Below are 22,614 nucleotides of genomic sequence, written 5' to 3'. Positions count from 1 at the left end.
AGGAGGGTATGCGCCGGAGCCGGTTTTCGAGGCAGCTTTCGAGCCGGTTCAGGCCGACATCCCGGTGGAACCGCCTGCTCCGGAAATTCATTTCCCTGAACCTCCGGTTCAAGAATTTCAGTTTCTGCCTCCTCCGGTCCAAGAAGCCCAGTTCCTGGCTCCTCCAGTTCAGGACATTCAGCTTCCGGCCCCTCCCGTTCAGGAAATTCCGGCCGCTGAAGTGCCTGCTCCGCCTCCGGATAACCTTCCAGTGAAGCGGCACAGACGGAAAATCCGCAGAACCCTGCGGCTGAGACGCAGACTGAGAAGAAAAAGAATAATCCGCGCCAGATATCGTTCGATTAAGCGCGCAAGACTGATTAAGTACCGGTATGTAAAGAGAAGAATTCTGAAACTGAGAAGGAAGAAACTGCGGACTGTGAGCAGAACGAGAAAACTGCGGAAAGTGAGCAGAAGAAAACATGTAATCAAACGGCTTTCACTGAGAAAAAGCAGATACTCTCTGAAGCGTAAGCAACATCGTAAACTTCATAAAGCAGGCTGATGGGCATAGTCCGTCTTTGAGATAGTAAGCGCCAAAGAAGCAGAATTGTCGGGGATTTGGACAGATCTGCTTCTTTATTTCCCGGGCGGTACGCTTAGCTTTTAAGATACAAGACACCCTTTGGTTTTCGCTGTACCCATTTTTTATAATTTTTCACATTTGGGATGGTTTTATGATGAGCGATCAGCTCCTTGTCACTAATGATCCATGTATGGTTGGATGAATTTTTCCTGCGTATGGCGACAAAATTATATCTTCCCGCAGAATAGACCTTATACCCCTTCCTCCTGCTTGTGATACAGAAGCGGTCATCTTCACCCACGCTTTGATCAGGAAAATGGACTTGGTTGAATACGCTCCGTTTAATGACAAGGGTAGCTCCCGGAAGTGAGGCCACAGACCGGTTTTCATCGGGCGGAAAACGCAGAATCAGAGTTTTAGATCCGCGCAAATACATATAATGTGCCCGCTTTCCTATGACGTCGGCATTGGTTCTTTGAAATACCTGCAAAGCTTCTGTCAAATAATAACGCGCATAATAATCATCATCATCAAATTTGGCAATGTAGCTGTATTTCGATTTGTTGACGGCATAGTTCAAACAAGCACCGAGAGAAAAACGCTCGGGAACACGATAAATGCGGACGTTCCGGAGCCTTTTGGCCAAATGCTGATAGGGGGCCAGCGGTATTTTATTGTTGTTAACAACGATAATGAGTTCTTTCTTTGGATAGTGCTGTCTGCTGTAATTGTTGAACAGGTTTTTCAAAAAACCTTGGCGGTTCGTGCAGGTAATAATGGAAACCCCCTGCTTTTTTACTGAATTTTTTGTGCCAGCTTCCATTACATCGCTCCCTTATCTGTGTGCATTTATACGATCTCCATTTAAAATATGTAAACGGCAGGCAGGGGTAACGGCATATCCATAAAATAGAGAATAAGCACATATGCGGCAATATGATCATGAAATGATTCCGTTTTCTATAAAAAAATAGATAAATATTAAAATTTATAAATAATAGTGATACACTAAGAATAGGTCTTCTTTAATCCATTAAAGGTGTGCGGCTTAGGCTGCATCCTAGCTTGTATGGCGCCTAAGCAGGAGCGCCTTAATCCTTCCTGCAAATCCGTAGGGTAGAAGGACGGTAAAAATGAGCAACCCACAAACAAAAACAGATGTTATTTTAATTGGTGCCGGAATCATGAGTGCGACGTTAGGTTCACTGCTAAAAGAATTAGTGCCGGACTGGAAAATTACAGTGTTTGAGCGGCGGGCGGGTGCAGGTGAGGAGAGCTCTAATGAATGGAATAATGCAGGAACCGGGCACTCTTCGCTATGCGAGCTCAACTACACCGTAGAACAGCCGGATGGCTCCATCGATATCAGTAAAGCTATAAAAGTGAATGAAGAGTATCAGTTTTCCAAGCAATTCTGGTCGTATCTGGTGAAAAGCAAACGGATACAGCATCCGCAGGATTTTATCGTACCCGTGCCCCATATGAGCTTTGTGCAAGGGGAAGCCGATGTGACCTTTTTGAAAAAACGATTTGAAGCGCTTTCGCAAAATCCGCTGTTTCAGGGAATGGAATTTTCCGATGATCCGGAACAGCTGATGGAATGGATTCCGCTTATGATGAAAGACAGAAGAATTAACCAGCCCCTCGCGGCGACCCGGATTGAATCAGGTACGGATGTGAACTTTGGCGCTTTAACGCGCATTTTGTTTGACCACTTACAGAGTAATAACACGGATATCAGATATCAGCATAATGTCGATGATATTAAACGTGCCGGCGACGGCTCCTGGGACCTGAAGGTGCGGAATCTCGAGAACGGTACCACTACGCGCCATTCCGCGAAATTCGTCTTTATCGGCGGCGGGGGCGGGAGTCTGCATTTGCTGCAGAAATCCGGTATTCCTGAGGGGAAGGGCATTGGAGGCTTTCCGGTGAGCGGACTGTTTATGGTGTGCCAGAAGCCGGACATTGTCGCACAGCATCATGCCAAAGTATACGGAAAAGCTGCACTTGGTGCTCCGCCTATGTCTGTCCCGCATCTGGATACCAGAGTCATCGACAAAAAAGAATCGCTGTTCTTTGGGCCGTTTGCCGGCTTCTCGCCAAAGTTTCTGAAATACGGTTCGGTGTTTGATCTGATAACTTCTGTAAAACCGGGTAATCTTACAACAATGCTGGCGGCAGGTGCGAAGAATCTTTCATTGACCAAGTACCTGATCGGGCAAGTGATGTTATCAAAAGATCAGCGTATTGAAGCCTTACGGGAATTTGTCCCGGGCGCCCAAAACGGGGATTGGGACCTGGTAGTGGCGGGCCAGCGTGTGCAGATCATCAAAGATACAGCAGCCGGCAAAGGCACGCTTCAATTCGGCACCGAAGTCATAAGCAGCGCCGATGGGTCGATAGCCGCATTGCTGGGTGCTTCTCCCGGTGCTTCTACTGCCGTTTCGGTCATGCTTGAAGTCATTGGCAAATGCTTCCCGCAGCAGATCAAGGCGTGGGAGCCGAAAATAAAAGAAATGATTCCTGCCTATGGCGTCACTCTTATGGAAAACCCTAAACTGATCAACGAAATTCAGAAATTAACGGACCGCTCCCTAAATCTGACGAGTAGAGCAGGGGAGTATGAAAAAAAGGCTCCTGTATCAAGTTCTTCCTAGGTAATTTGCACAATGATCGAATAGATCAGAAAACACCCGATTCCGGTTGATGCGGAATCGGGTGAATGCTGAGGAACCTTATTTCAATGGCTTGATCACAATATTGCTGAAAACCGCTGTGCCGCCGTCGGAAAACAGTGTGATCCCCTGATCGTCTAATTCAGGGAAAACGACATTGGAATATACGACAGAGCCGTCATCAATAAACACTTCAACGCTCGTTTTATCCACAAGAATCTTCAGGTGTATCTTCTTTTTGCTTACATCAAAGGGAGCTGTGCTTTCCAGATATTTTCCGCTTTTGTCGGGGTTCCCGGTGTAGGCCCGATTGACATAAGTGTACCCGGCTTCGGCAAAAACTCCTACATCCACATGACGGCTTTTATCAGCCGATTCCCGAAGTCTGACACCCGCATTCTTAAGCTCAGACCAATTGATATCGGTGTTAAGCTCGTACGAATCGCCTGTGACAGGAAGCGCTGCAGAGCCGTTCACAACGAAACGCTCATAAGTGGCAGCCTCCTTGGCCGCATGGCTTAAGGCTTCAAGAGGTTCTGACACAAGCCGATAGCTGTCCCCGCCCGCCTGCTTCAGTTCAATTTGACGGACAATCGAATCCATTCCGTTGAAGCCTTCCCGCATCGTTGGCGTATGCTGGGCATATTCCCAATTATTCATCCAGGCCATGGCGTAACGATGATGAGTGGCGTCGCGGCTTGTTCCATCCTCAAAGGTTACGGCACCGTACCAGTCAAAGCCGTAATCCAGCCACTGCGGCTCCTTCCGGTCAGGGAGAAACGCCATGCCGTCGAAGTCCCCTATCCAGTAGGCATAGGTGTTGGGTTTCCCTGAGGCGATGCCATTGGCGCTGGCGCCGAGCACCCATTTATAAGCCCCGTCCTCCGCATGCATCAGGTAAAGATCCGGACATTCCACAATTCCGATACCCTCAGTTACGAAACCGCTCATATAGTGCCAGGCTTTTAAGTTCTTGGACTCATAGAAGCCTATTTTTGTGCCTTCAGCCAGGACCATGATCCATTTGCCGGAGAGGTCATCCCAAATGACCTTTGGGTCTCTAAAGTCGGCCGCTCCCGGATTGGGCAGAACGGGAGCATTTCCGTAAGGGCGAAAGGAGTATCCGTGGTCTGTGCTATACCATAAAAATTGCTCCTGCTGTCCGCCATCGGCGGAGGGCTGGGTCATAATCGCGACAACAGCCCCTTTTCCGAAACCGGCTGATCCTGTCACATCTACAACAACAGACCCTGACCAGGGATCTCCGTTGGGGGTTGTATACTTGGGGATGGCGATTCCCTCATCTGTCCAATGCACCAGATCAACAGATACCGCGTGCCGCCATTCGGTACCATTTCCAGCGGGATAGTCGCGGTTGTACAGATAGTAGTAATGGTATACCCCGTCCAGATAAACAGGCCTTTGCGGATCGTTCATCCACTTATCGGGTGTGGTAAAATGGTAGGCCGCCCGATAGGTCGGCGGTGAATGAGAAGGGGCGGCCCCCTCCGGGATATTGTTCCTTCCGGAATAGTAAGCCGCCGCCCCTATAGCGATTACAAGGCCCAAGCCAATCGCAGCAAAAAGGGAATGCTGTTGCCATACACGCTTTTTCGGGTTCAAAAGGCTACTTCACCGTCAATTGTCCTTGTTCAAGGACACTGTCTTTGACAACCGAAGTTTTCGGGCCCTTAATATTCACGAGGAAGCTTGGCGCAAAAGTGGAATGCTGCTCGGCATACAAGCCCCGGTTAGTCATATAACTGGTGATGACCACATTATTTCCTTCGGCCTGCGGGATGGCGAAGTGAGAGTATGTCCAGGTAAGATCGTTAGGATCAAGGTTCATATGCAGCACAAGCCCGCTTCCGTTCAACGGTTTATAAGGACCGGTCAATGAATCTGCTACATAGCCCAGCATGTATACATCATTGGCGCCGATTCCGTCAATGGTCATTTTGGAGCCCCGGGAATCCGTGAACAGGTACCACTTGCCATTCATTTCAAACACGTTCGCCCGTTCAATTTCATCGGTTACGGTATTGGAGGCGATGAGCGGCTTCATTACTGTTTTCAGGGTGTAGTCATCATTCAGCTCGATAATCCCCAGTGATCCGTTCGCTAATGCTGCGAGCGATTTCTTAGGGCCAGACAGCAGCTTGTTTTTTTCATTCTCGAAGAAGACCTTGCTTCCTTCGTAGAAGGATCTGTTGTACAGCGATTCCTCGCCCTGGTAACCCGTTTCCGTACCGGTATTCGATTCAAAAACAAGGTACTTACGGCCGTTATCCTCAACATAGTGAGGGTCTCTTAAGGTATGGTTATCCGCATAATCGCCTCCGCCGAAAGCCTGATCCACATTCTGATAGAACTTTCCGTCTCCGTCAAAGATCGATTTGAAATCTTCCACGCCATCCACCTTCAGCGTATCCGCATCCGGCTTCGACACATTCACCTGTGCTGTGGTCAGGGTTTGCTTGCCAAAAAATCCGTGTGCCGGGTCCCAGCCCTGGCGGTTGGTATAGAACAGGCGGACTTTGCCATCCTTCGTCAAGGTTGCGGAACCGGACCATTCTTCAGCTTGCTTGTTCAGAATCGGGTCGTTTGGAACATATTTATCGCTGTCCTTAAAAACTCTGCCGGCATTTTTCCAGCTGTCAATGGAGGTGTCGCCCACTTTTTGATAGAACATGTAGATGAAGGTGTCCCATCCTTTTTTGGGGTCTCCCGCCAGCGCAAAAACGATATGGTAGCCGTTATACTCGGCAACGGTTCCGTCCGCATTTTGCAGCGGCCAGCTGTCCCAGACATCAAGGTCGATGGCGTTGCCCCACTGGTCCGAGCCTTTTGCAGAAGAAATATTCTGGATCGAAGCGGCATTGAACGCCGGAACCTGAAATTGCTCGCTTTTTTGTTGTTCCGGTATTTTCAGCATGTCAAAGCGGGTAATATGGGAAAAACCATAGCTTTCTTTGTAATCCCCGCTGTTATTCCCCTTATAATCTCCATTGTTATTTCCATTTGCCAAAGCCGAAGCTCCGCCACCTGCAAGTAAAGCTGTTGCAAAGGTTACTGCTGCTGCTTGTCTTGCCATCTTTTTGATAATCATATTTCCCTGTCTCCTTTTCTCTGATCAAATTTTCTCTTAAACAGAAAAAAGACCTAAAAATACCCTTGGGGACACGCGAACGTATCGATTCCCAAACGGATTTTTAGGTCTTGCCTGCTTAACAGTAACAATCCCGACATATTTTGTTGTCGCGTTAATTCTATAATTTTATAACGGATAATAGCTATAGACTGATACTCCTATTTTTTTAGGGTGAAAAACGATATTTTTTGTTATTTATTATAATATCTAGGGTCTATGGGCCTAAAATATTAAATTAGGATATATTACCATTTCCTGAGCGAGTGTTGATCCGGTTGATCTCCATAGCAATACATACCCGCTGACTGTCACTGAGAATATAGCCATAATCTTCTTCAACCAGCCCGCTGATCTCTGTGGCCTGCACATAAGCCCGGGTGTAGCGCTCTTTGGCAATCCGTACAATCTCCGGGTTCAGCTCGCTCAGCAGCTTGCCGTTTTCATCGGTCCGCAGGATATTTTCCAGCTGGGTCACCAACCGCTCATAGTTGGCAGAACCCCGTTCCAGCGTAATGCCTGCGGCCTGCTCCACGCCTTCAGCAAGATCGCGGATCATTGCCGCCGTTTCGGCAGCCGTTCCGCGGACCCCGGCGTTTTTCCAGGCGGTATGGATATGCATCGCGATGTATCCCACCTCATCCACGGGGATATCCACCTGCAGGGCTTCACGAATAATGCTCTTTGCATGCAGCCCAATCTGGAACTCTCTCGGGTATAAAATGCGGATTTCATCCAGCAGCGTGTTCTGAATCATCGTTCCTTTGCGGATACGCTCCAGAGCAAAAGAGAGATGGTCCGTCAGCGCAATATGAATATGCTCATTAAACGTCACTTCCAGCTCATGTTCAGCATACGAAATAATTTGTTCCGATGCCGCAATCTCCTCTTCGGGCAGTGTACCCAGCATTTCCTGCAGATGCCCGTATTGATCCGGGTCGTCCATAATGAACACTTTCTCAACAAGGGACGGATCAATAATATCGTTTTTCCTTTTCTGAAAAGCAATCCCGGATCCCATGACAATCTTTTCTTCGCTGAGGTCGTTCACTACAACCGCGTTGTTGTTCAGAATTTTTTTGATTTTCATGTTATTCTCCTATGCTTTTTTGTTCCATAACCAGACGGCTCGTCAACACCAAGGACCCAGGTAACCGCAAAGGCTGTTGCCGCTGCCAGCAGAAAACCGGCCGCATAATGGATAACATTCAGCTGTCCAAGCTGGACGGTAAAAACGAACATCGGAATTCCGGTCAGGCCGAACGAATCGGCCGCCACCTGATGAAAGGCAACATAAGCCCCTCCTGCAGCCCCTCCTGCCGCAGCGCCCAGGAAAGGGCGGCCAAGCTTCAGGTTGACCCCAAAGGTAACCGGTTCGGTAATTCCCAAGAAGGCGGTGATTGAGGCGGGCAGCGCTATTTTGCGCAATGCCGGGTCCCGGGTTCTGGCATACACAGCCAGTCCGGCCGCACCCTGTGCGATATTTGCCATAGACCAGATAGGGAGCAGAAAATTGACGCTGATGTCCGGGTTGGTGATCAGTCCGAGCTCTATGGCCTGAATCCCGTGATGCAGGCCGCTCACAACGAGCGAGCTGTAGATTCCGCCAAGCAGCAGGCCAAACACCGTACCGCCAGATCTGAATACAAGCTCCAGCATGCTGCCGAGAGAAGCGCTAAGCTCAGAGGTAATCGGTCCGATGGCCAGGATGGCAATCGCGCCTCCGGAGGCCAGGCTTAGAAAGGGGATCAGCATCGCCGAAGCTGATGCAGGAAGCATCCGGCGCAGCCCTTTCTCGATCAGCGTCATCACCAGTACCGCAAGAATGGTGGGAATGACCGCACCCTGATATCCGAACTGCGGTGCGATCAATACATCTGCAGAGCTTACCCGGTCTCTGCCGAATCCGGTGACCTGCAGAAGACCGGGATGGGTCATGACAAGGCCGATTACGGCACCGAGCGGCGGTGTGCCTCCAAATCTCTTGGCCGTATGATAACCGAACATTACCGCCAGCATCTGAAATGCTGATCCGGTCAATAAGGACAAGGTCCGAAACGCGGCACTATCCCGCGGGGCCCAGCCGAAAACCTCCATCATGCTGAGCAGACCGAGCAGCAGTCCGACCCCGACAAAGAGCGGAATCATGGGTACGACGATATCCGAAAAGAAGCTGACCGCATCAGCTATCTGTCTTAACACGCCCTGCTGCCCCGGACGGTTCTTTTGGGACAGCTCACCGGTACCCTCCGGCTGCTGCTTGGCCCCGCCTTCTTGAAGGATGCGGACAACCTGACGGTGGACCTTGAAGACATTGGCCGATCCCAGTATAATTTGCAGCTGTCCGGTGCGGAAGAATACGCCTTGGACCTCCTGTATGCCCGATAGTCCGGCCTCATCCACCCGGGAGCTATCCCGCAGCCTAAGGCGAAGCCGGGTTGTGCAGTGAATGGCTTCCAGCACATTGGCGGCGCCTCCGGACAAGCCAATCAGGCGTTCAGCCAATTCCCCCGCCGGGCTGCGGGTTTCCTTTGTGGTCAGTCCATCTTGTTCTGTGGGGATATTGTTATGGGGCATAGCAGCGCCTCCTCAAAACATAAAAAAAGACCTTCAGAGCCAAGCATCGTTCCTTCATTTCCAGAACGGCCGATCATGGCGCTTATCAGGTCTTTGCCTGCCTCCAAAAGTAACAACTTCGTAATATTTGGATGTAATCTTATTGTGACAATGATTGTTTCCAAAATCAATGGTCAGGAATTACCACCTTGCTGCAGTAAAGCAGGTATTCCGACTCACTTTTTCACTCTTTGGCCTTTCGAATCAGAGCAGCTGGCAGCCCGTATCAATCATTTGCAGGAATGTTCCCGTGGATCGTTGAATATAAACCGGAAGCAAAGGATCGAAATACAGGCGTATTCCGAATACATCCAAGCCGCAGGAGGAGAACAATATGAAGTCTGTCACTGTTCAAGGTCTTACGGAAAAGTTCCATTTGGAAGTGCTGGCGGGTGCCAGCCGTATGGATCGCGAAATTACCCGTCCAAGGACGCATAGACCGGGGCTGGAGTTTGTCGGCTATTTTGATTTTTTCCCTATGGAGCGGGTACAGGTACTCGGCCGTAAGGAAATCAACTATTTATTGACACTAAGCGTAGAAGAACGCAAGCTGCATATCGGGAACATCGTCAAATATCATCCGCCGTGTTTTATCGTGACGTCCGGGCAGCAGGAGATCCCTTATTTGACGCTGTTTTGCAACCAGGAGGGGATTCCGCTGCTGCGGACCGGGGATACCACAACGGAGTTCATTGCCAAGCTGGACAGCTATCTGGTGAAGGCGCTGGCACCCGAGCTGTCGATCCATGGGGTATGCGTGAACGTATCAGGCATTGGCATTCTGCTTAGGGGCAAATCCGGGATCGGCAAAAGCGAGACTGCACACACCCTTATCCGCAGGGGCCACCGGTTCGTGGCGGATGATATTGTGGTGCTCAAGAAGCTGGGCCCGTCGACGCTGCTCGGGACACATAATGAGACCACGCGTGAATTCCTCGCGCTGCGCAGCATCGGCCTGATCAATGTTGTGCGCCAATACGGACGCAAGGCCTTTCAGGACGAGACGCGAATTGTGCTTGATATTGAGCTTTGCCCATGGCGGGAAAATTCGCTGAACAACGAGCTGGAGCTGGTGCCCCAGTTCACTGAATATCTCGGTGTCCAAATTCCGCATATTGAGGTCCAGCTTCAGCCGGGGCGCGATGTAGCCGGATTAATTGAGGCAGCGGCTAACAACTGGTACCTCAAGCAGCTTGGCTACAGCGCCGCCGAAGAATTCATGAAGCGGATCGAAGACGGGATGCAGTCTTGAGGAAATACTGAAGGGCAAGCTCCGCTAACCGGAATGATCTAGATGGGGATAAGTAGCGAGGCAGCAAACTCACCCATAAACGGGTGGAAATCAGCCGGATTCGATGGCCTTTTTCCCACTAGCACTGGCCAAGAAGCAGGTGAACAGGGCTAGTTGGAAAAAGGGAGCTTATTCTCTCAGAAATCAACAATTGTGAGATTTAAGTGGAAAAAGGGAGCTTAATTGGACCAAATTTCCTGATAAAGGGCGAAATGTGCTGAATTAGGTATCCTTTTTCCACTTAACCTGCGGAGAACAGGGCGTTCGAGCAAATTAGTTATCCTTTTTCCACTTGGAGTTGCTGAAGGACGGTCGATACCGTCCTTTTAAAGGCCGGAAGCCGCTTCTGCTTGAATAAGCATAATCCGTTCTACAGGAAGGAAAAAATATTCCGCAGCAGCCCGCGCTTCCTTGGCGGAGTCTTGAGCTTCTTAGCGGCAACGGGATGCAGCTCATCATGCGGAGAAAGGGAGGGGGCGCCAGGCTTCTGGATAGTTTCCAGGGATACGGCTAACTGCTTGATCATTTGGCGCAGGTCCTCAAGCTCCGCGCGCTGCTGGAGCAGCTGCACTGAGACTACCTCGTCGGCTTTGTGATCCAGTGAGCGTTCGATATAATCGATCCGGGACAGCATATCGCCCATAGGCCAGTCCTGTGTGTGGCGGAGCGGGTTCTCCTGTTGGGATACAGGCGGCTGGATGCCTGCTGCGGACCCCAGATTCATATACTCTAGCACTTCCCCGTGATTGATGCGCTCTTTAATCGATTTTAACAGACTAATCTCCTGCTCTGAGAATATATAATGTCCAAACCGGTCCTTTGGAAAATAATCAGGGAACATGGCAGCCCAGCGTTTGATGGTTGTCTGGCTGACAGACAGCAGCTCTGCGGCATCCTTCGTTTTCAGCATTTCCATATCGATTCCTCCAGTTCAGGTAGTCTTGAAACGGATGCAGGTCTTGAAATGACGGCATCTGTTTCCTCTTGCTATGAACAATTCGTTGTTCATTAGCGGCTCCCTGCACGGGTGACAAAGGAAGTGCTGATTCGATAAACAAAGTGGTATTACGAGCAATTATTTAGGGGGTATTCGCCTGAAACAGACTATTTCTGTATGAGGTGAGCGGAGCCAGCCAGACCGTGCCTGTTCCCCGGTACACATTGACCAGACCCTCGCCGGAAGCGGCAGAGCCGAGCCGGGTTTTGCCCGATTTCTCGACGGTGAAGTCCAGCGTGTTCGACCACATTAACGCAAAATTGCCATCGACCTTCAGCACATCATTCTGCAGCTCAATGACGACGGCTTCCTCGGAAGGAATCGGTGCTTCCAGGGCCAGAATGCCTTTGCCTTTGGCGCTCAGATTGAACAGCCCTTCTCCGCCCAGTGCGGCCGAGGAAAGGCTCTTGCGTGCGGTGACGGCGAGCTGGAGTGAAGATTCACAGGCCAGGAACAGGCCGTCATCGATGACGATATGATCGTTGTCGACATCAATCAGCCACAGATATTTATAGGTGGTTTCCAGCAGAATCGTACCGGTGCCTTTGTAGAGAGGTTTAATCGCACTGGTCCCGGTTGCGGCACTGGATACGATATTTCTCATCAGGCCGCCGACCCCTTTTACCCCTGAGATCATTTCAATATTGCCGACCATATACTGCATCGCCCCGGCGCTCAGGGTAACCTCGCTGTTATTCAGCTCAATCATGAGCTGCTTGTTGCGCATATTGCTTTTGCTCATGAAGAAGTTGGACTGTGCTTCCGCCAAGGTGGTGCTGCTCAAATCTTCTTTGTATTCGATAACCGTAAATCCGCCGAGCTGTTCCTTGATCACAACATTGCTGTTATCTTTCAAATTATTGATAGTGTAGGCCATATTAATCTTCTCCTCTGCTGGCAGTGATGTCGTAAGCGTAAGCAGTTCTGCTTCGAAGTTAAGGTATTCGACACATAAGTTCTATCTCCTTGCCTTTGTTTTAATAAAAAAGATAATGTACCGGGAGAGCGACCAGCAACTGGCGATAGGGATGATGGACAGCTGTTAGCGTACCCTAGAATCCCCTCACACTGGAGGGGGTTCTTTGCTTATGCTTTTTGAAGGTGCGGCTAAAATAGTAAATATCGTTGAACCCGGTGGCTGCGGCGATTTCGGAAACGGTAAGCTGAGTATGGCGCAGCATGTAGTCGGCCCGGTCCAGCCGGACAGCGTTGACATATTCAGAGACGGTGTGTCCCGTCAGCTCCTTGAAGAGCCGGCTGAAATGGAAGCGGCTCAGTCCTGCCAAAGCTGCCAGGCCCTCTACGAAAATCGGCTCCTGGTAATGGGTGTCAATATGGCGCAGCACAGGTGCGAAGCGTTCAATGGTCTGAATGCGCCGGGTCTGTTCGGCCTGCGACAACTCGGTTACGCCATGTCTGCGCAGCAGCAGCGCAAGCAGCCGGTACAGCTCAGCCTTAACCGCCAGCTCATAGCCGAGTTCACGGCGTTCAAGCTCACGGATAATGGTTAGAGCACAGTCGGAAATATGCTGGTCTCCGGAGACATGGTTGCTGAACAGGAGCCGGTTCTGCTGGATCGGTGCGATGAACTTGGTCTCGGCAGAATCACTGGCGGCGCTGTGCAAGAGTGCGGTATCCGCAATAATGGCGTAATAGAGCAAATCATCCGAGGCGCTGATGCCGTAATGCAGCTCGTTGCTGTTCACGGCGATCAGATCGCCGGCCCGGACGGAGAACGGCGTCCGTCCGCATTCGAACACAGCCTCGCCGCTCTCAATGAACAAAAATTCCAGATGCTCATGCCAGTGATGGGGGAACGTCACAACTCCCGCCCTGTCGAAGCGCTGGGTATGGACTTTGATCGGAAACCCGGGGTCCGGCATGTCCATAGGCTCCCGAAGATGTTTATCATAATTCAGCATTTCTGGATATCCCCCTCTCACAGCACAATTATACAAATAAGACCGCAAGGCTCTGCATGGTGTTCATGGTTGAAATCATTATAATACGAATCAGAAGTGATGCAAATTAAGGAAAGAAGGTTATGGATATGATCAGGATTGGCGTAATAGGAACGGGCTCCATTTCGGGCATGCATCTGAATGCCTACCGGAATAATCCGCAGACGGTTGTATATGCGGTGTGCGACCTGAACGAAGAGCGCGCAAGGGCGGCAGCCGCCGAGTATGGCGCCGGAAAAGTGTATACGGATTACCGCGCGCTGCTGGCTGATTCCGGCGTCGATGCGGTCAGTATCTGCACCTGGAACAATTCCCACGCTGAGATTAGCATTGCGGCGCTGAAGGCCGGCAAGCATGTGCTGGTGGAGAAGCCGCTCTGCCGCACGCTGGAGGAAGCTGTTCAGGTTCAGCAGGCAGTGGAAGAGAGCGGCAAGATTTTGCAAGTGGGCTTTGTACGCCGCTACGATGCCAACGTCCAGCTGCTTCAGAAGCTGGTGGGGGCAGGGGAGTTCGGCGAAATTTATTATGCGAAGGCGACAACCTTGCGGCGTCTGGGCAATCCGGGCGGCTGGTTCTCTGATATTGAACGCTCGGGCGGTGGGCCGCTGATCGACATCGGAGTCCATGTGATCGATTTATGCTGGTATTTGATGGGCCGCCCGAAGCCGGTTTCCGTAAGCGCCAACACGTACCGGAAGCTGGGCAACCGGGCTAATGTGGAGAACCTTTCTTTCTATAAAGCTGCCGACTACGATGCGGCGAACAACACGGTGGAGGATCTGGCAAATGCGCTGATCCGGTTCGAGAACGGCGCTTCGCTGCTGGTGGATGTCAGCTTTACGCTGCATGCCAAGGAAGACGGGCGGTCAGTGAGCCTCTACGGTGAGAAAGGCGGCTTTGAAATCGATCCGGAGACGGTCATCGTCAGTGAGCGGGCGAATACCATCGTTAATATCTATCCGCAGACCGATCATAAGGGATTTGATTTCAACAGTGCATTCCAGAACGAGATAGACCATTTCACCCATTGCGTGCAGAGCGGCTCGCAGCCGCTAAGTCCTGTACAGGACGGGGTGGCAATCATGAGGATTCTTAGCGGGATCTACGAATCGGCAGCCAAAGGTGAAGAGGTGAAATTATGAAGCTGGGGATCAGCACCTATAGTCTGCATTCGGCTTTTGCAGCCGGAGAGCTGACACTGAAGGGCGTCCTTGAGACAATTGCCGATCTGGGAGCAGAACATGCGGAGATTGTGCCCCTGGGCTTCAATCTGATCGACAATCCGGAGCTGGTGGGTGTCATCCTCCAGACAGCAGCAGACCGCGGCCTCGAATTGTCCAACTATGCGATCGGAGCAAATTTTGCCGGGCTGGAGGCAGCAGAGCGGCAGCGGGAACTGGAGCGGGTCAAGCGGGAAGTGGATGTATGTGCGGCACTTGGCATTCAGCGGATGCGGCATGATGTGGCTTCATCACCCGATCTGTCGATCGCCCGCTTTTTGGAGGAGCTGCCGCAGCTGGCCGAAGCCTGCCGTGAAATTGCAGATTATGCATCCGGCTTTGGCATTACAACCAGTGTGGAGAATCACGGATATTTTATTCAGCACAGCGACCGTGTGCAGGCGCTGGTAAATGCCGTGGGCCGGGACAATTTCCGTACGACACTGGACGTTGGCAACTTTCTGTGTGCCGATGAGAATCCGCTGATCGCTGTGGCCAGCAACCTGAAGCTGGCTTCCATGGTTCATCTCAAGGATTTCTACATCCGTCCACAGGACCAGCATCCGGGAGAAGGGTGGTTCCAGTCCTCCGGCGGGAATTGGCTCAGGGGTGCTATTGTCGGCCAGGGCGACATAGATATGCCGCGTGTACTCCAACTGGTGAAGGAAAGCGGGTATGACGGCTATATCTCCATCGAATTCGAAGGGATGGAAGAATGCCGCAAGGGAACCAGACTGGGTCTGGAATACGTCAAGCGGACATGGAACGCACTCTAATCAACGACAAGGGAGGATTACTGCTATGGCTAGACCTGTGATCACTAATAAAATCGGTGTCATCGTAGACAGCTTTCAGGTTGGAGTGAAGGAGGGCTTGCGCAAGGCGAAGGAAGCGGGCGCTGATGGCGTGCAGATTTATGCGGTGCAGGGTGAATTCGATCCGGCGAATCTCTCGCCGGCTGCCCGCCGGGAATGGAAGGATTATATTGCTTCGCTGGGGCTTGAAATCTCTGCCCTTGTTGGCGACCTAGGGGGCCATGGCTTCCAGGACCCTGCGCAGAACCGGGCCAAAATCGACAAGTCCAAACGCATTATGGAGCTGGCCAAAGAGCTGGGTACGGATATCGTGACTACCCACATTGGTATTGTTCCTCCGAACCGGGACAGCCAAATCTACGAAACCATGCATATTGCCTGCGAAGAGCTAAGCCGGTATGCACATGAGATGAATGCTTACTTCGCCATTGAGACCGGGCCGGAAACTGCCGCACATTTGAAAATGTTCCTGGATGGGCTGGGCACAAAAGGGGTTTCCGTCAATTTTGACCCGGCCAATATGGTCATGGTGACCGGAGATGATCCGGTGCAGGGTGTTCATGCCCTGAAAGACTACATTGTGCATACCCATGCCAAGGATGGCGTCAAGCTGGCAGAGATCGATCCGCGTAATGTATACGGCCAATACGGCTATGAAGCACCTGCGCTGGACCATGAAAAAGTCGCGGAAATGGCAGAGACCGGCCAGGCATTCCGCGAGGTTCCGCTGGGGACAGGGAGTGTGGATTGGAACGGCTATCTTCAGGCGCTGAACGATATCGGCTACAAAGGGTACCTGACGATTGAACGCGAAGTCGGCAGCAACCCGGAGGCGGACATCCGGTTAGCCGTTGAATTCCTGAAAGGGTTCCGGGCATAGCGGAGCAATTATAAATTTATTCCAAACGGCTAAGCTGTCGATGAAAGACGGCATAGCCGTTTTGCCCGTTTGGGGGAAGTAACCGTAATATAGCGGTGCATTCCATTTTACAAACAGTTATTATATTATTGTTAATGCACCAACGGGCAGGGAGGACAGGCCATGAACAAAGAAGAACAGGTCAAAATGGAATTCAGGGACTTATTTAACAAGATGGCTTGGCTGAATAAGACGAAGATGGAAGTCAGTCTTAAGGGGTATAAGCCTTCTGAAATACATTGCATCGAATCCATTGGAAGAAATGTAGACTCGAACGTGACAAAACTTGCCGAGTCTTTGTATATGACTAGAGGTGCCATCAGTAAAATCACTAAGAAGCTCGTAGAAAAAGGCTTGATCGAAAGCTACCAGAAGCCGGATAACAAAAAAGAAATCTATTTTAGGCTTACTGGGCAAGGGGAAGTTATTAACAAAATCCATGAGGACCTGCACAAAGAGTTTCAAGAGCGGGATAAAGCCGTATTTGAGCATGTAACCGAGGAGCAATTTGACAGTATGCTTAGCTTCATGGAAAAGTATAGCAGGCATTTGGATGCAGAAATAAAGAAACAGGGTATCGGTATTAAGTCGGAATAAATTTGCGTTAACTCATACTCCACTTTAGGTGGGATCTCATTATAAACCTTTCGTGTAACGATCTCATCCTTTTCCAGGCCTCTGAGCTGAAAGTTCAGTCATCTCTTAATCCTCTATTAAAAAATACATATTAAAACCACAGGCAGCCGGCGTCGATTGAGCGCAGGCTGCATTTTTATTGCCGTTATTTTGTTGACAAGGAAACAAAGTTGTAATACGATAATTTTGTTTCCGAGGAAAATAAAATGATGGCTTTTGTGGGGGAGGATTCAAATGTTCAAATTTAGATCACACAAGGAACAGAGCACGGATCAAACCATAGATAAACATGCTTTAATATTCGGTCTTATCTCTGTGTTTCTTTGCGGTATAGGCTTCAGTATTATTACACCTGTCGTGCCATTCTTAGTGCAGCCTTATATAAGCAATCCGGGAGAACAAGCTATAGTGGTTACGCTGCTGACCTCTGTTTATGCAGTCTGCGTGTTTTTTGCGGCTCCTGTGCTTGGTGCTTTGAGCGACAAATATGGCCGTCGTCCATTGCTCCTGATATGCCTTTTGGGTTCTGCAGCCGGGTACTTCGTTTTTGGCGTAGGCGGAGCCCTGTGGGTACTATTTGCCGGGCGTATAATAGAAGGTGTTACAGGCGGGAGCATAAGCACGATCTTCGCATATTTTGCAGACATCATTCCTGCAGAACAGAGAACCAAGTACTTTGGCTGGGTGAGTGCGGTTGTAGGTGCAGGTACGGTCATTGGCCCGACTCTAGGCGGATTACTTGCCAGGTTTGGTTATGCTGTACCTATGTATTTTGGAGCAATAATCACTTTATTGAATGTTGTTTATGGATTCTTTTTTATGCCTGAGAGCCTTGACAAGAATCATAGACTGAAAGAGATTGCCTTGGTAAGACTGAATCCATTCACACAGCTTGCAAACATACTTTCCATAAAAAGCTTACAAAGGCTGCTTGTCTCTGCGTTCTTACTGTGGATACCGGGCGGATCTTTACAGGCGGTTTTTTCACAATTTACAATGGATACTTTCAACTGGAAGCCTGCACTAATCGGGCTTATGTTTTCAATCATGGGCTTCCAGGACATCCTTTCACAAGGGCTCATAATGCCAAAGCTTTTGAAAAAACTTAGTGATCAACAGATAGCGATGCTTGGGATGGTTTCGGAGATGATTGGCTACAGTCTTATTGCGCTGTCCGCGTTGTTCTCCTTCTACCCCCTTCTTATCGCTGGAATGTTTATATTTGGTTTTGGGGATTCGGTCTTTGGGCCATCATTCAACGGGATGCTCTCCAAGTCTGCCGATTCCAGTGAACAAGGAAGGATTCAAGGAGGCAGCCAGTCTATTCAGGCTTTGGCAAGAATGCTCGGGCCTATTCTTGGAGGCCAAATCTATGTGTCACTTGGCCATGCCGCACCCGCTGTTATGGGGATGATCCTTATAGGAGCGGCTCTACCCGTTTTATACAAGAGAACGCTGCCCTGACATTAGATGTCTGGGCTTTTTTATGATGTATCTCTTTTTTTGACATAATACAACCTATAATATATTATACTTTGAGAGGTCTATGTATTATAACGGAGGGGGAATCCCCTGAATGGGAGTGTAGGAATGAAGTTGAATAATTTGAGTCAAAAACCGCTGTACTTTCAGCTTAAACAGATATTGAAAGAAGACGTAGAACGTGGAGTATATAAGGCAGGCCAGCAGCTGCCGCCGGAAGCGGAATTATGCGAGATGTACGGTGTAAGCCGGATTACCGCCAGAAGAGCGATTACGGACCTGGTAGAAGAAGGGATTCTGCATCGGCAGCAGGGAAAAGGAACATACGTTAAAGAGGCAAAGGTTATGCGTGAGCTGATATCGGTGGGAGGGTTCTCTGAGCTTACCACAGCATCGGGGAAAACACCAAGCTCGCAGATTTTATTCAACAAGGTTATTCAGGCAGACGAGAAGCTGGCCAAAACCTTCAATATTGCACCCCATGATCCCATACTTAATGTCCACCGGCTGCTCTTCATTGATAATGAGCCTTTTATTATCGAGACCTCCTATTACCCCCTTAATCTGCTCCCGGATCTGGAGAAGCATATTGGAGAGAGTGCATCTACCTACAGTATTCTTAAGAAGCGATACAACGTGGAATTGTGCCGGTCCCAAAAAACACTTGAGGTCGTAGCTGCTTCAGAGTACGATGCGGACCTGTTCCGGTGTGACCGGGGAACCCCGCTGTTTGCCATTGAAAAAGCAAGCTTTGATAAGACGGATCGGCTGATTCATTTATCGAATTCCTTATACATGACCAACAAAGTGATTTTTACGATAGATACCAAAAAAAGCGGAACTTTCTAATCGTTCATCGGATGCGGGAGGAAAGGGAATAAATTACTCTTAGAAACATGTATTATGTAAATTTACATTACATAATACATGTTTTTTTGTTTAAATTTTTATCAATTTCCCGTGTTATGTCATGAAACATAACTCATGAAAACGCTATCCAAAAAATATAAGATTGACTTAACACTATTGATAATGGTATATAATATAATATTACAACATATAATAAGTTGCTCATCTTCCTGAACACTGAATGCTATCTCAAGAAGGAGGGGGAAAATGCGGGTTGCGGGTGTTGGCTTCAATTGTATGGACATTTACGACAATTTGCAGAGGTATTATCCGACCGGAAACAGCGTGGACTTCATAATTCACATGAGCCGGTTCGGGATTCAGAGTTCCATGATAAGTGCCGTGGGTACGGACAAGCATGGGGAACTGATGATAGAGGTCCTGCGCAGAGAGAATGTGGATGTCTCCCATCTTCATGTGGAGGAAGGAGATACTGCGATTTTCAAAATGGACCTCAATGGAAATGACAGAGTGCACAAGGAAAAGCTTGCGGGGGTTATGGAGAATTTTGCGCTTACGGATGATGATATCGCCTTTGTGCTTGAACATGGGATGATTCACACCAATTTGTCCGGAAATATTATTGAGTGGCTCCCCCGGTTCCGCGCCAGCGGCGTCCTTGTAGTATTCGACTTTACTACCAAAGTCAACTCTATTCCAGAACCCATTCTGCCGGATGTGGATTATGCCTTCTTCTCCTACGATCAGGACGATACCCGGATTCTGGAATATATGAAATGGGCGCAGGCTCTGGGACCCCGGGTTGTGGTAGTCACTCTGGGGAGAAAGGGAGCATTGCGTATGACGGGCAGTCCTTTTTCCGGGAGGGCATCCTTAAGGTTCCTGTAGTGAACACGGTGGGGGCGGGGGATTCCTTCTGTGCAGGCTTTATGTACGGGGTTATCCAGGGCAGGTCCATCCCGGATTCATTGCGTATAGGAGCTGAAACAGCTGCTGCCGTGGTTGCCAAATTCGAGCCTTATTGAGAAAAAAACTATTGAAAGGCGGTGCCTTAGGATGATTATTGATGTGCATACCCATCCTATTTTTTACAAAGATATTTGTGAAGACCCTGAGCAGTTGAAGTTCCGCAAGGAGCAGTTCGGCATTTACAAGCAGTCTCCCTATTCCATTGAATCGGTCAAGATTGAGATGGACTATATGAATGTTGATAAATCGGTACTGCTGCCCGAGGATCTGACCACACAAAGCGGCGGCTGTATCGTGACTAACGAAGAGATCGCCAAGCTTGTGAGTCTGGAGCCCGACCGGTTCATCGGCTTCGCGAGTGTTGATCCCTACCGCAAGGATGCTGCGGATGTACTCGACTATGCTTTTAAAGAGCTGGGGCTGAAAGGACTCAAGCTTCATCCATCGAAGCAGAGATTCTATCCTTACGACAAGCTGCTGAAGCCCATCTATGAGAAATGTCTGGAGTACGATAAACCCATTATGTTCCATGCCGGAATGACCTGGCAGCCTGATGCTCCAGCCAAGTACTCCCACCCGCTTCATTTTGAGGAGGTTGCCATGGCTTACCCCGGGCTGCGGATGTGTCTGGCACACTTCGGGTGGCCGTGGATTCATGAGACGGTAATGCTGCTGCTGAAATACCCCAATGTCTATACAGATACTTCACTGCTGCACATGGATAACGCAAAGGATTTCTACGAGCAGGTATTTACACGGAATATGGGTCCGCTATGGATTGAACGAAACCTGAAGTATCAGGTAATGTTCGGTACCAACAGTCCAAGGTTCAGGGCCAAACGCCTGCTGCCTGCCCTGAAGGGCCTGAGCTTCCGCCCATCCACACTGGAGAATATTCTGAGCGGCAACGCAATGCGATTTATCGGAGGGAGTGAGCAGAGATGGTGAATACCAAATGTATTGTGCTTCAGACCAGATCAGAATTCCAGATGATTAAAATTACAGAGGAAATCAGGCAATTTGTCGCTGGCTCGGGTATCAAAAATGGCTTGGCCGCTGTGATTACAGCGCATACGACAACCGGCATTATGGTCAATGAAGGCCTTGAATGTGTGGAAACAGACATTGAGGAGACCCTGGAAAGGCTGATTCCCAAGGATGCGCCCTATGCCCATGCCCACTTTCTTCCCAGCTATGGGGCAACCGGCAGCAACTCCCCTTCCCATCTAAAATCTATGCTGTCCGGCAATAGCTGCCTGTTCGTCGTCCAGGATGGAATCATGGTTACCGGGGATGCACAAGATGTATATTTTGTGGAGTTCGATGGCCCCAAGAGCAGAAAAGTCTACATTCAGGTTATGGGCGAGTAAATCCCGGAGTTTCCGCTGGAATACGTTCTGATTCCATGGCTGGGATGCGCTTACATGACAATGCAGCGTCCGGGGATGGACCGTCTGGCATTTATGCGTTGATTGCAGTACACACAATTCTAGTGAAGTGAGGGATTTGAGATGAAAAAAGCGGTAGGCAACAAGGCAGCAATCACATTGTTAATGGTTCTGGTATGTATACTTGCTCTGGCAGGCTGCGGCAATAATGCAGCGTCCAACACGGGGAGTGCGACCAATGCAGCCCCGGGAGCTTCCTCTGAACCTACGGCTTCTTCCACGGCTCCTGCCACATCAGATTCCCTTGCTCTCCCTGAGGCTGTAAAGGAAAGAGGAAAGCTGGTTGTGGGTGTTAAAGTAGACTATCCGCCGCTTGGATACCTTGATGAGAATGGGAATAATGCCGGTTATGAAATTGGCGTTGTGCGTAAAATGGCTGAATATGCCTTCGGTGATCCTAATGCCGTAGAGTTTATCCCGGTCAATGCCACTAACCGCATTCCGTATCTTACCTCCAAGAAAATAGACTTTATTGCAGCTACACTGGGAGTAACTGAAGAGCGGAAAAAGCAGCTTGATTTCACGACCACATTCTTTGACGGCGGCGCCGTTACAGTTGTTCCCCAGAACAGCGGGATTACCTCTATCCCTGATCTCGCCGGAAAGAAGGTCATAGTAATCAAAGGGTCCACAGGCTCCACCTACCTTGAAGAAAATGTGCCGACTGCGGAGCAGATGAAGATTGAGAGCAACGCGGATGCCTTCCGGGCGCTGAAGGATGGACGGGCCGATGCCATGTTCCATGACGCCGTGCTGATGTCTGAGTTCATTAAGACTTCACCGGAATATAAAATCGTGGGTGAACAGGTGGCCTTTGCCCCCATGGCGATGGGTGCACGCAAGAATGAACCGGAAATGCTGAATTTCCTTAATGGCTCCCTCGAAAAGATGAGACAGGAGGATTACTTCAAGGTATTGATTGAAGAGTATTTGCCAAAAGCAGGCGATCTTGATCCAATGGAAATGATCCCGCGTCCATAAGGGAATTTAGGAGGCTAT

Annotated in this window: 21 protein-coding genes and 1 pseudogene; 13 read left to right on the top strand and 9 right to left on the bottom strand. The window is 49.7% G+C overall.

What is annotated here, in order from left to right:
* Nucleotides 1–638 precede the first annotated feature (638 nt).
* A complete protein-coding gene (locus JI735_RS08025; protein WP_039832542.1) occupies nucleotides 639–1,388 on the bottom strand; it encodes a glycosyltransferase family 2 protein in 750 nt (249 codons plus the stop codon).
* A 310-nt stretch (nucleotides 1,389–1,698) separates the two neighbouring features.
* Between JI735_RS08025 and JI735_RS08020 the strand changes: the two genes are divergently transcribed.
* Nucleotides 1,699–3,225, top strand: a complete 1,527-nt coding sequence (locus tag JI735_RS08020) for a malate:quinone oxidoreductase (protein WP_039832541.1) — start codon at nucleotides 1,699–1,701, stop codon at nucleotides 3,223–3,225.
* A 78-nt stretch (nucleotides 3,226–3,303) separates the two neighbouring features.
* Here the strand turns inward: JI735_RS08020 and JI735_RS08015 are convergent, their stop codons facing one another.
* The 4 genes from JI735_RS08015 to JI735_RS08000 form a co-directional block, all read right to left on the bottom strand.
* A complete protein-coding gene (locus JI735_RS08015) occupies nucleotides 3,304–4,812 on the bottom strand; it encodes a glycoside hydrolase family 32 protein (protein ID WP_411830070.1) in 1,509 nt (502 codons plus the stop codon).
* 58 nt (nucleotides 4,813–4,870) lie between these two features.
* Entirely contained in the window at nucleotides 4,871–6,352 is a 1,482-nt protein-coding gene (locus tag JI735_RS08010) for a glycoside hydrolase family 68 protein (RefSeq protein WP_039832539.1), read from the bottom strand.
* Nucleotides 6,353–6,629: 277 nt separating this feature from the next.
* The gene (locus JI735_RS08005) at nucleotides 6,630–7,481 is read right to left on the bottom strand and encodes a PRD domain-containing protein (RefSeq protein WP_039832538.1); all 852 of its coding nucleotides are present in this window, start codon (nucleotides 7,479–7,481) and stop codon (nucleotides 6,630–6,632) included.
* Nucleotides 7,478–8,968 carry a PTS transporter subunit EIIC gene (locus JI735_RS08000; RefSeq protein ID WP_051051379.1) on the bottom strand — a complete coding sequence of 497 codons (1,491 nt, stop codon included), beginning with the start codon at nucleotides 8,966–8,968 and terminating at the stop codon, nucleotides 7,478–7,480. The genes JI735_RS08005 and JI735_RS08000 overlap by 4 nt, the downstream gene beginning before the upstream one ends.
* Before the next feature lie 373 nt (nucleotides 8,969–9,341).
* Between JI735_RS08000 and hprK the strand changes: the two genes are divergently transcribed.
* Complete coding sequence (hprK, locus tag JI735_RS07995; protein ID WP_020434352.1) at nucleotides 9,342–10,259, top strand: HPr(Ser) kinase/phosphatase; 918 nt, start codon at nucleotides 9,342–9,344, stop codon at nucleotides 10,257–10,259.
* A 409-nt stretch (nucleotides 10,260–10,668) separates the two neighbouring features.
* Here the strand turns inward: hprK and JI735_RS07990 are convergent, their stop codons facing one another.
* The 3 genes from JI735_RS07990 to JI735_RS07980 all read right to left on the bottom strand — a co-directional run bounded on the left by JI735_RS07990 (nucleotide 10,669) and on the right by JI735_RS07980 (nucleotide 13,217).
* Nucleotides 10,669–11,214 carry a MerR family transcriptional regulator gene (locus tag JI735_RS07990; protein ID WP_039832240.1) on the bottom strand — a complete coding sequence of 182 codons (546 nt, stop codon included), beginning with the start codon at nucleotides 11,212–11,214 and terminating at the stop codon, nucleotides 10,669–10,671.
* 163 nt (nucleotides 11,215–11,377) lie between these two features.
* The gene (locus JI735_RS07985; RefSeq protein ID WP_039832241.1) at nucleotides 11,378–12,172 is read right to left on the bottom strand and encodes an AIM24 family protein; all 795 of its coding nucleotides are present in this window, start codon (nucleotides 12,170–12,172) and stop codon (nucleotides 11,378–11,380) included.
* Nucleotides 12,173–12,347: 175 nt separating this feature from the next.
* Nucleotides 12,348–13,217 (bottom strand): AraC family transcriptional regulator, encoded by an 870-nt coding sequence (locus JI735_RS07980; protein WP_039832242.1) that lies wholly within the window; start codon nucleotides 13,215–13,217, stop codon nucleotides 12,348–12,350.
* A 122-nt stretch (nucleotides 13,218–13,339) separates the two neighbouring features.
* Here JI735_RS07980 and JI735_RS07975 point away from each other — a divergent pair, with 122 nt between their 5' ends.
* From JI735_RS07975 to JI735_RS07960, 4 genes are all read left to right on the top strand, one after another.
* Nucleotides 13,340–14,398, top strand: a complete 1,059-nt coding sequence (locus JI735_RS07975; protein ID WP_039832243.1) for a Gfo/Idh/MocA family protein — start codon at nucleotides 13,340–13,342, stop codon at nucleotides 14,396–14,398.
* On the top strand, nucleotides 14,395–15,252 hold the full coding sequence (locus tag JI735_RS07970; protein WP_039832244.1) for a sugar phosphate isomerase/epimerase family protein: 858 nt from the start codon (nucleotides 14,395–14,397) through the stop codon (nucleotides 15,250–15,252). Before JI735_RS07975 ends, JI735_RS07970 begins: the two co-directional genes overlap by 4 nt.
* A gap of 25 nt (nucleotides 15,253–15,277) precedes the next feature.
* Complete coding sequence (locus JI735_RS07965) at nucleotides 15,278–16,171, top strand: sugar phosphate isomerase/epimerase family protein (RefSeq protein WP_039832245.1); 894 nt, start codon at nucleotides 15,278–15,280, stop codon at nucleotides 16,169–16,171.
* 162 nt (nucleotides 16,172–16,333) lie between these two features.
* Complete coding sequence (locus JI735_RS07960) at nucleotides 16,334–16,807, top strand: MarR family transcriptional regulator (RefSeq protein ID WP_039832246.1); 474 nt, start codon at nucleotides 16,334–16,336, stop codon at nucleotides 16,805–16,807.
* Between the two features lie 5 nt (nucleotides 16,808–16,812).
* On the opposite strand, the pseudogene JI735_RS07955 reads toward JI735_RS07960, so the two are convergent.
* Nucleotides 16,813–16,905 (bottom strand): annotated as a pseudogene (locus JI735_RS07955) (winged helix-turn-helix transcriptional regulator); the annotation flags it as partial.
* A 175-nt stretch (nucleotides 16,906–17,080) separates the two neighbouring features.
* Here JI735_RS07955 and JI735_RS07950 point away from each other — a divergent pair.
* From JI735_RS07950 to JI735_RS07920, 7 genes are all read left to right on the top strand, one after another.
* Nucleotides 17,081–18,310, top strand: a complete 1,230-nt coding sequence (locus JI735_RS07950) for an MFS transporter (RefSeq protein WP_039832247.1) — start codon at nucleotides 17,081–17,083, stop codon at nucleotides 18,308–18,310.
* A gap of 126 nt (nucleotides 18,311–18,436) precedes the next feature.
* Nucleotides 18,437–19,177: a GntR family transcriptional regulator gene (locus JI735_RS07945; RefSeq protein ID WP_020434363.1), complete on the top strand. Its 741-nt coding sequence runs from the start codon at nucleotides 18,437–18,439 to the stop codon at nucleotides 19,175–19,177.
* Nucleotides 19,178–19,444: 267 nt separating this feature from the next.
* Nucleotides 19,445–20,086, top strand: coding sequence for a PfkB family carbohydrate kinase (locus JI735_RS07940; protein ID WP_202677299.1), 642 nt, complete (start codon nucleotides 19,445–19,447; stop codon nucleotides 20,084–20,086).
* A complete protein-coding gene (locus JI735_RS37725; RefSeq protein ID WP_202677298.1) occupies nucleotides 19,975–20,223 on the top strand; it encodes a PfkB family carbohydrate kinase in 249 nt (82 codons plus the stop codon). The genes JI735_RS07940 and JI735_RS37725 overlap by 112 nt, the downstream gene beginning before the upstream one ends.
* Before the next feature lie 31 nt (nucleotides 20,224–20,254).
* Nucleotides 20,255–21,115 carry an amidohydrolase family protein gene (locus JI735_RS07930; RefSeq protein WP_039832250.1) on the top strand — a complete coding sequence of 287 codons (861 nt, stop codon included), beginning with the start codon at nucleotides 20,255–20,257 and terminating at the stop codon, nucleotides 21,113–21,115.
* The gene (locus JI735_RS07925; protein WP_039832251.1) at nucleotides 21,109–21,537 is read left to right on the top strand and encodes a secondary thiamine-phosphate synthase enzyme YjbQ; all 429 of its coding nucleotides are present in this window, start codon (nucleotides 21,109–21,111) and stop codon (nucleotides 21,535–21,537) included. The genes JI735_RS07930 and JI735_RS07925 overlap by 7 nt, the downstream gene beginning before the upstream one ends.
* A 141-nt stretch (nucleotides 21,538–21,678) precedes the next feature.
* Nucleotides 21,679–22,596 (top strand): transporter substrate-binding domain-containing protein, encoded by a 918-nt coding sequence (locus JI735_RS07920; protein WP_051051319.1) that lies wholly within the window; start codon nucleotides 21,679–21,681, stop codon nucleotides 22,594–22,596.
* Nucleotides 22,597–22,614 lie beyond the last annotated feature (18 nt).

The organism is Paenibacillus sonchi (assembly GCF_016772475.1).
Classification (GTDB): Bacteria; Bacillota; Bacilli; order Paenibacillales; family Paenibacillaceae; genus Paenibacillus_AQ; species Paenibacillus_AQ sonchi.
This window is presented reverse-complemented; position numbering and strand designations above follow the sequence as displayed.

Excerpts from the sequence above, each read along its gene's own strand:
- JI735_RS08025 (WP_039832542.1), bottom strand. The coding sequence starts at position 1,388 with ATGGAAGCTGGCACAAAAAATTCAGTAAAAAAGCAGGGGGTTTCCATT.
- JI735_RS08020 (WP_039832541.1), top strand. The coding sequence starts at position 1,699 with ATGAGCAACCCACAAACAAAAACAGATGTTATTTTAATTGGTGCCGGA.
- JI735_RS08010 (WP_039832539.1), bottom strand. The coding sequence starts at position 6,352 with ATGATTATCAAAAAGATGGCAAGACAAGCAGCAGCAGTAACCTTTGCA.
- JI735_RS08005 (WP_039832538.1), bottom strand. The coding sequence starts at position 7,481 with ATGAAAATCAAAAAAATTCTGAACAACAACGCGGTTGTAGTGAACGAC.
- JI735_RS08000 (WP_051051379.1), bottom strand. The coding sequence starts at position 8,968 with ATGCCCCATAACAATATCCCCACAGAACAAGATGGACTGACCACAAAG.
- hprK (WP_020434352.1), top strand. The coding sequence starts at position 9,342 with ATGAAGTCTGTCACTGTTCAAGGTCTTACGGAAAAGTTCCATTTGGAA.
- JI735_RS07990 (WP_039832240.1), bottom strand. The coding sequence starts at position 11,214 with ATGGAAATGCTGAAAACGAAGGATGCCGCAGAGCTGCTGTCTGTCAGC.
- JI735_RS07985 (WP_039832241.1), bottom strand. The coding sequence starts at position 12,172 with ATGGCCTACACTATCAATAATTTGAAAGATAACAGCAATGTTGTGATC.
- JI735_RS07980 (WP_039832242.1), bottom strand. The coding sequence starts at position 13,217 with ATGCTGAATTATGATAAACATCTTCGGGAGCCTATGGACATGCCGGAC.
- JI735_RS07975 (WP_039832243.1), top strand. The coding sequence starts at position 13,340 with ATGGATATGATCAGGATTGGCGTAATAGGAACGGGCTCCATTTCGGGC.
- JI735_RS07970 (WP_039832244.1), top strand. The coding sequence starts at position 14,395 with ATGAAGCTGGGGATCAGCACCTATAGTCTGCATTCGGCTTTTGCAGCC.
- JI735_RS07965 (WP_039832245.1), top strand. The coding sequence starts at position 15,278 with ATGGCTAGACCTGTGATCACTAATAAAATCGGTGTCATCGTAGACAGC.
- JI735_RS07960 (WP_039832246.1), top strand. The coding sequence starts at position 16,334 with ATGAACAAAGAAGAACAGGTCAAAATGGAATTCAGGGACTTATTTAAC.
- JI735_RS07950 (WP_039832247.1), top strand. The coding sequence starts at position 17,081 with ATGTTCAAATTTAGATCACACAAGGAACAGAGCACGGATCAAACCATA.
- JI735_RS07945 (WP_020434363.1), top strand. The coding sequence starts at position 18,437 with ATGAAGTTGAATAATTTGAGTCAAAAACCGCTGTACTTTCAGCTTAAA.
- JI735_RS07940 (WP_202677299.1), top strand. The coding sequence starts at position 19,445 with ATGCGGGTTGCGGGTGTTGGCTTCAATTGTATGGACATTTACGACAAT.
- JI735_RS37725 (WP_202677298.1), top strand. The coding sequence starts at position 19,975 with ATGGGCGCAGGCTCTGGGACCCCGGGTTGTGGTAGTCACTCTGGGGAG.
- JI735_RS07930 (WP_039832250.1), top strand. The coding sequence starts at position 20,255 with ATGATTATTGATGTGCATACCCATCCTATTTTTTACAAAGATATTTGT.
- JI735_RS07925 (WP_039832251.1), top strand. The coding sequence starts at position 21,109 with ATGGTGAATACCAAATGTATTGTGCTTCAGACCAGATCAGAATTCCAG.
- JI735_RS07920 (WP_051051319.1), top strand. The coding sequence starts at position 21,679 with ATGAAAAAAGCGGTAGGCAACAAGGCAGCAATCACATTGTTAATGGTT.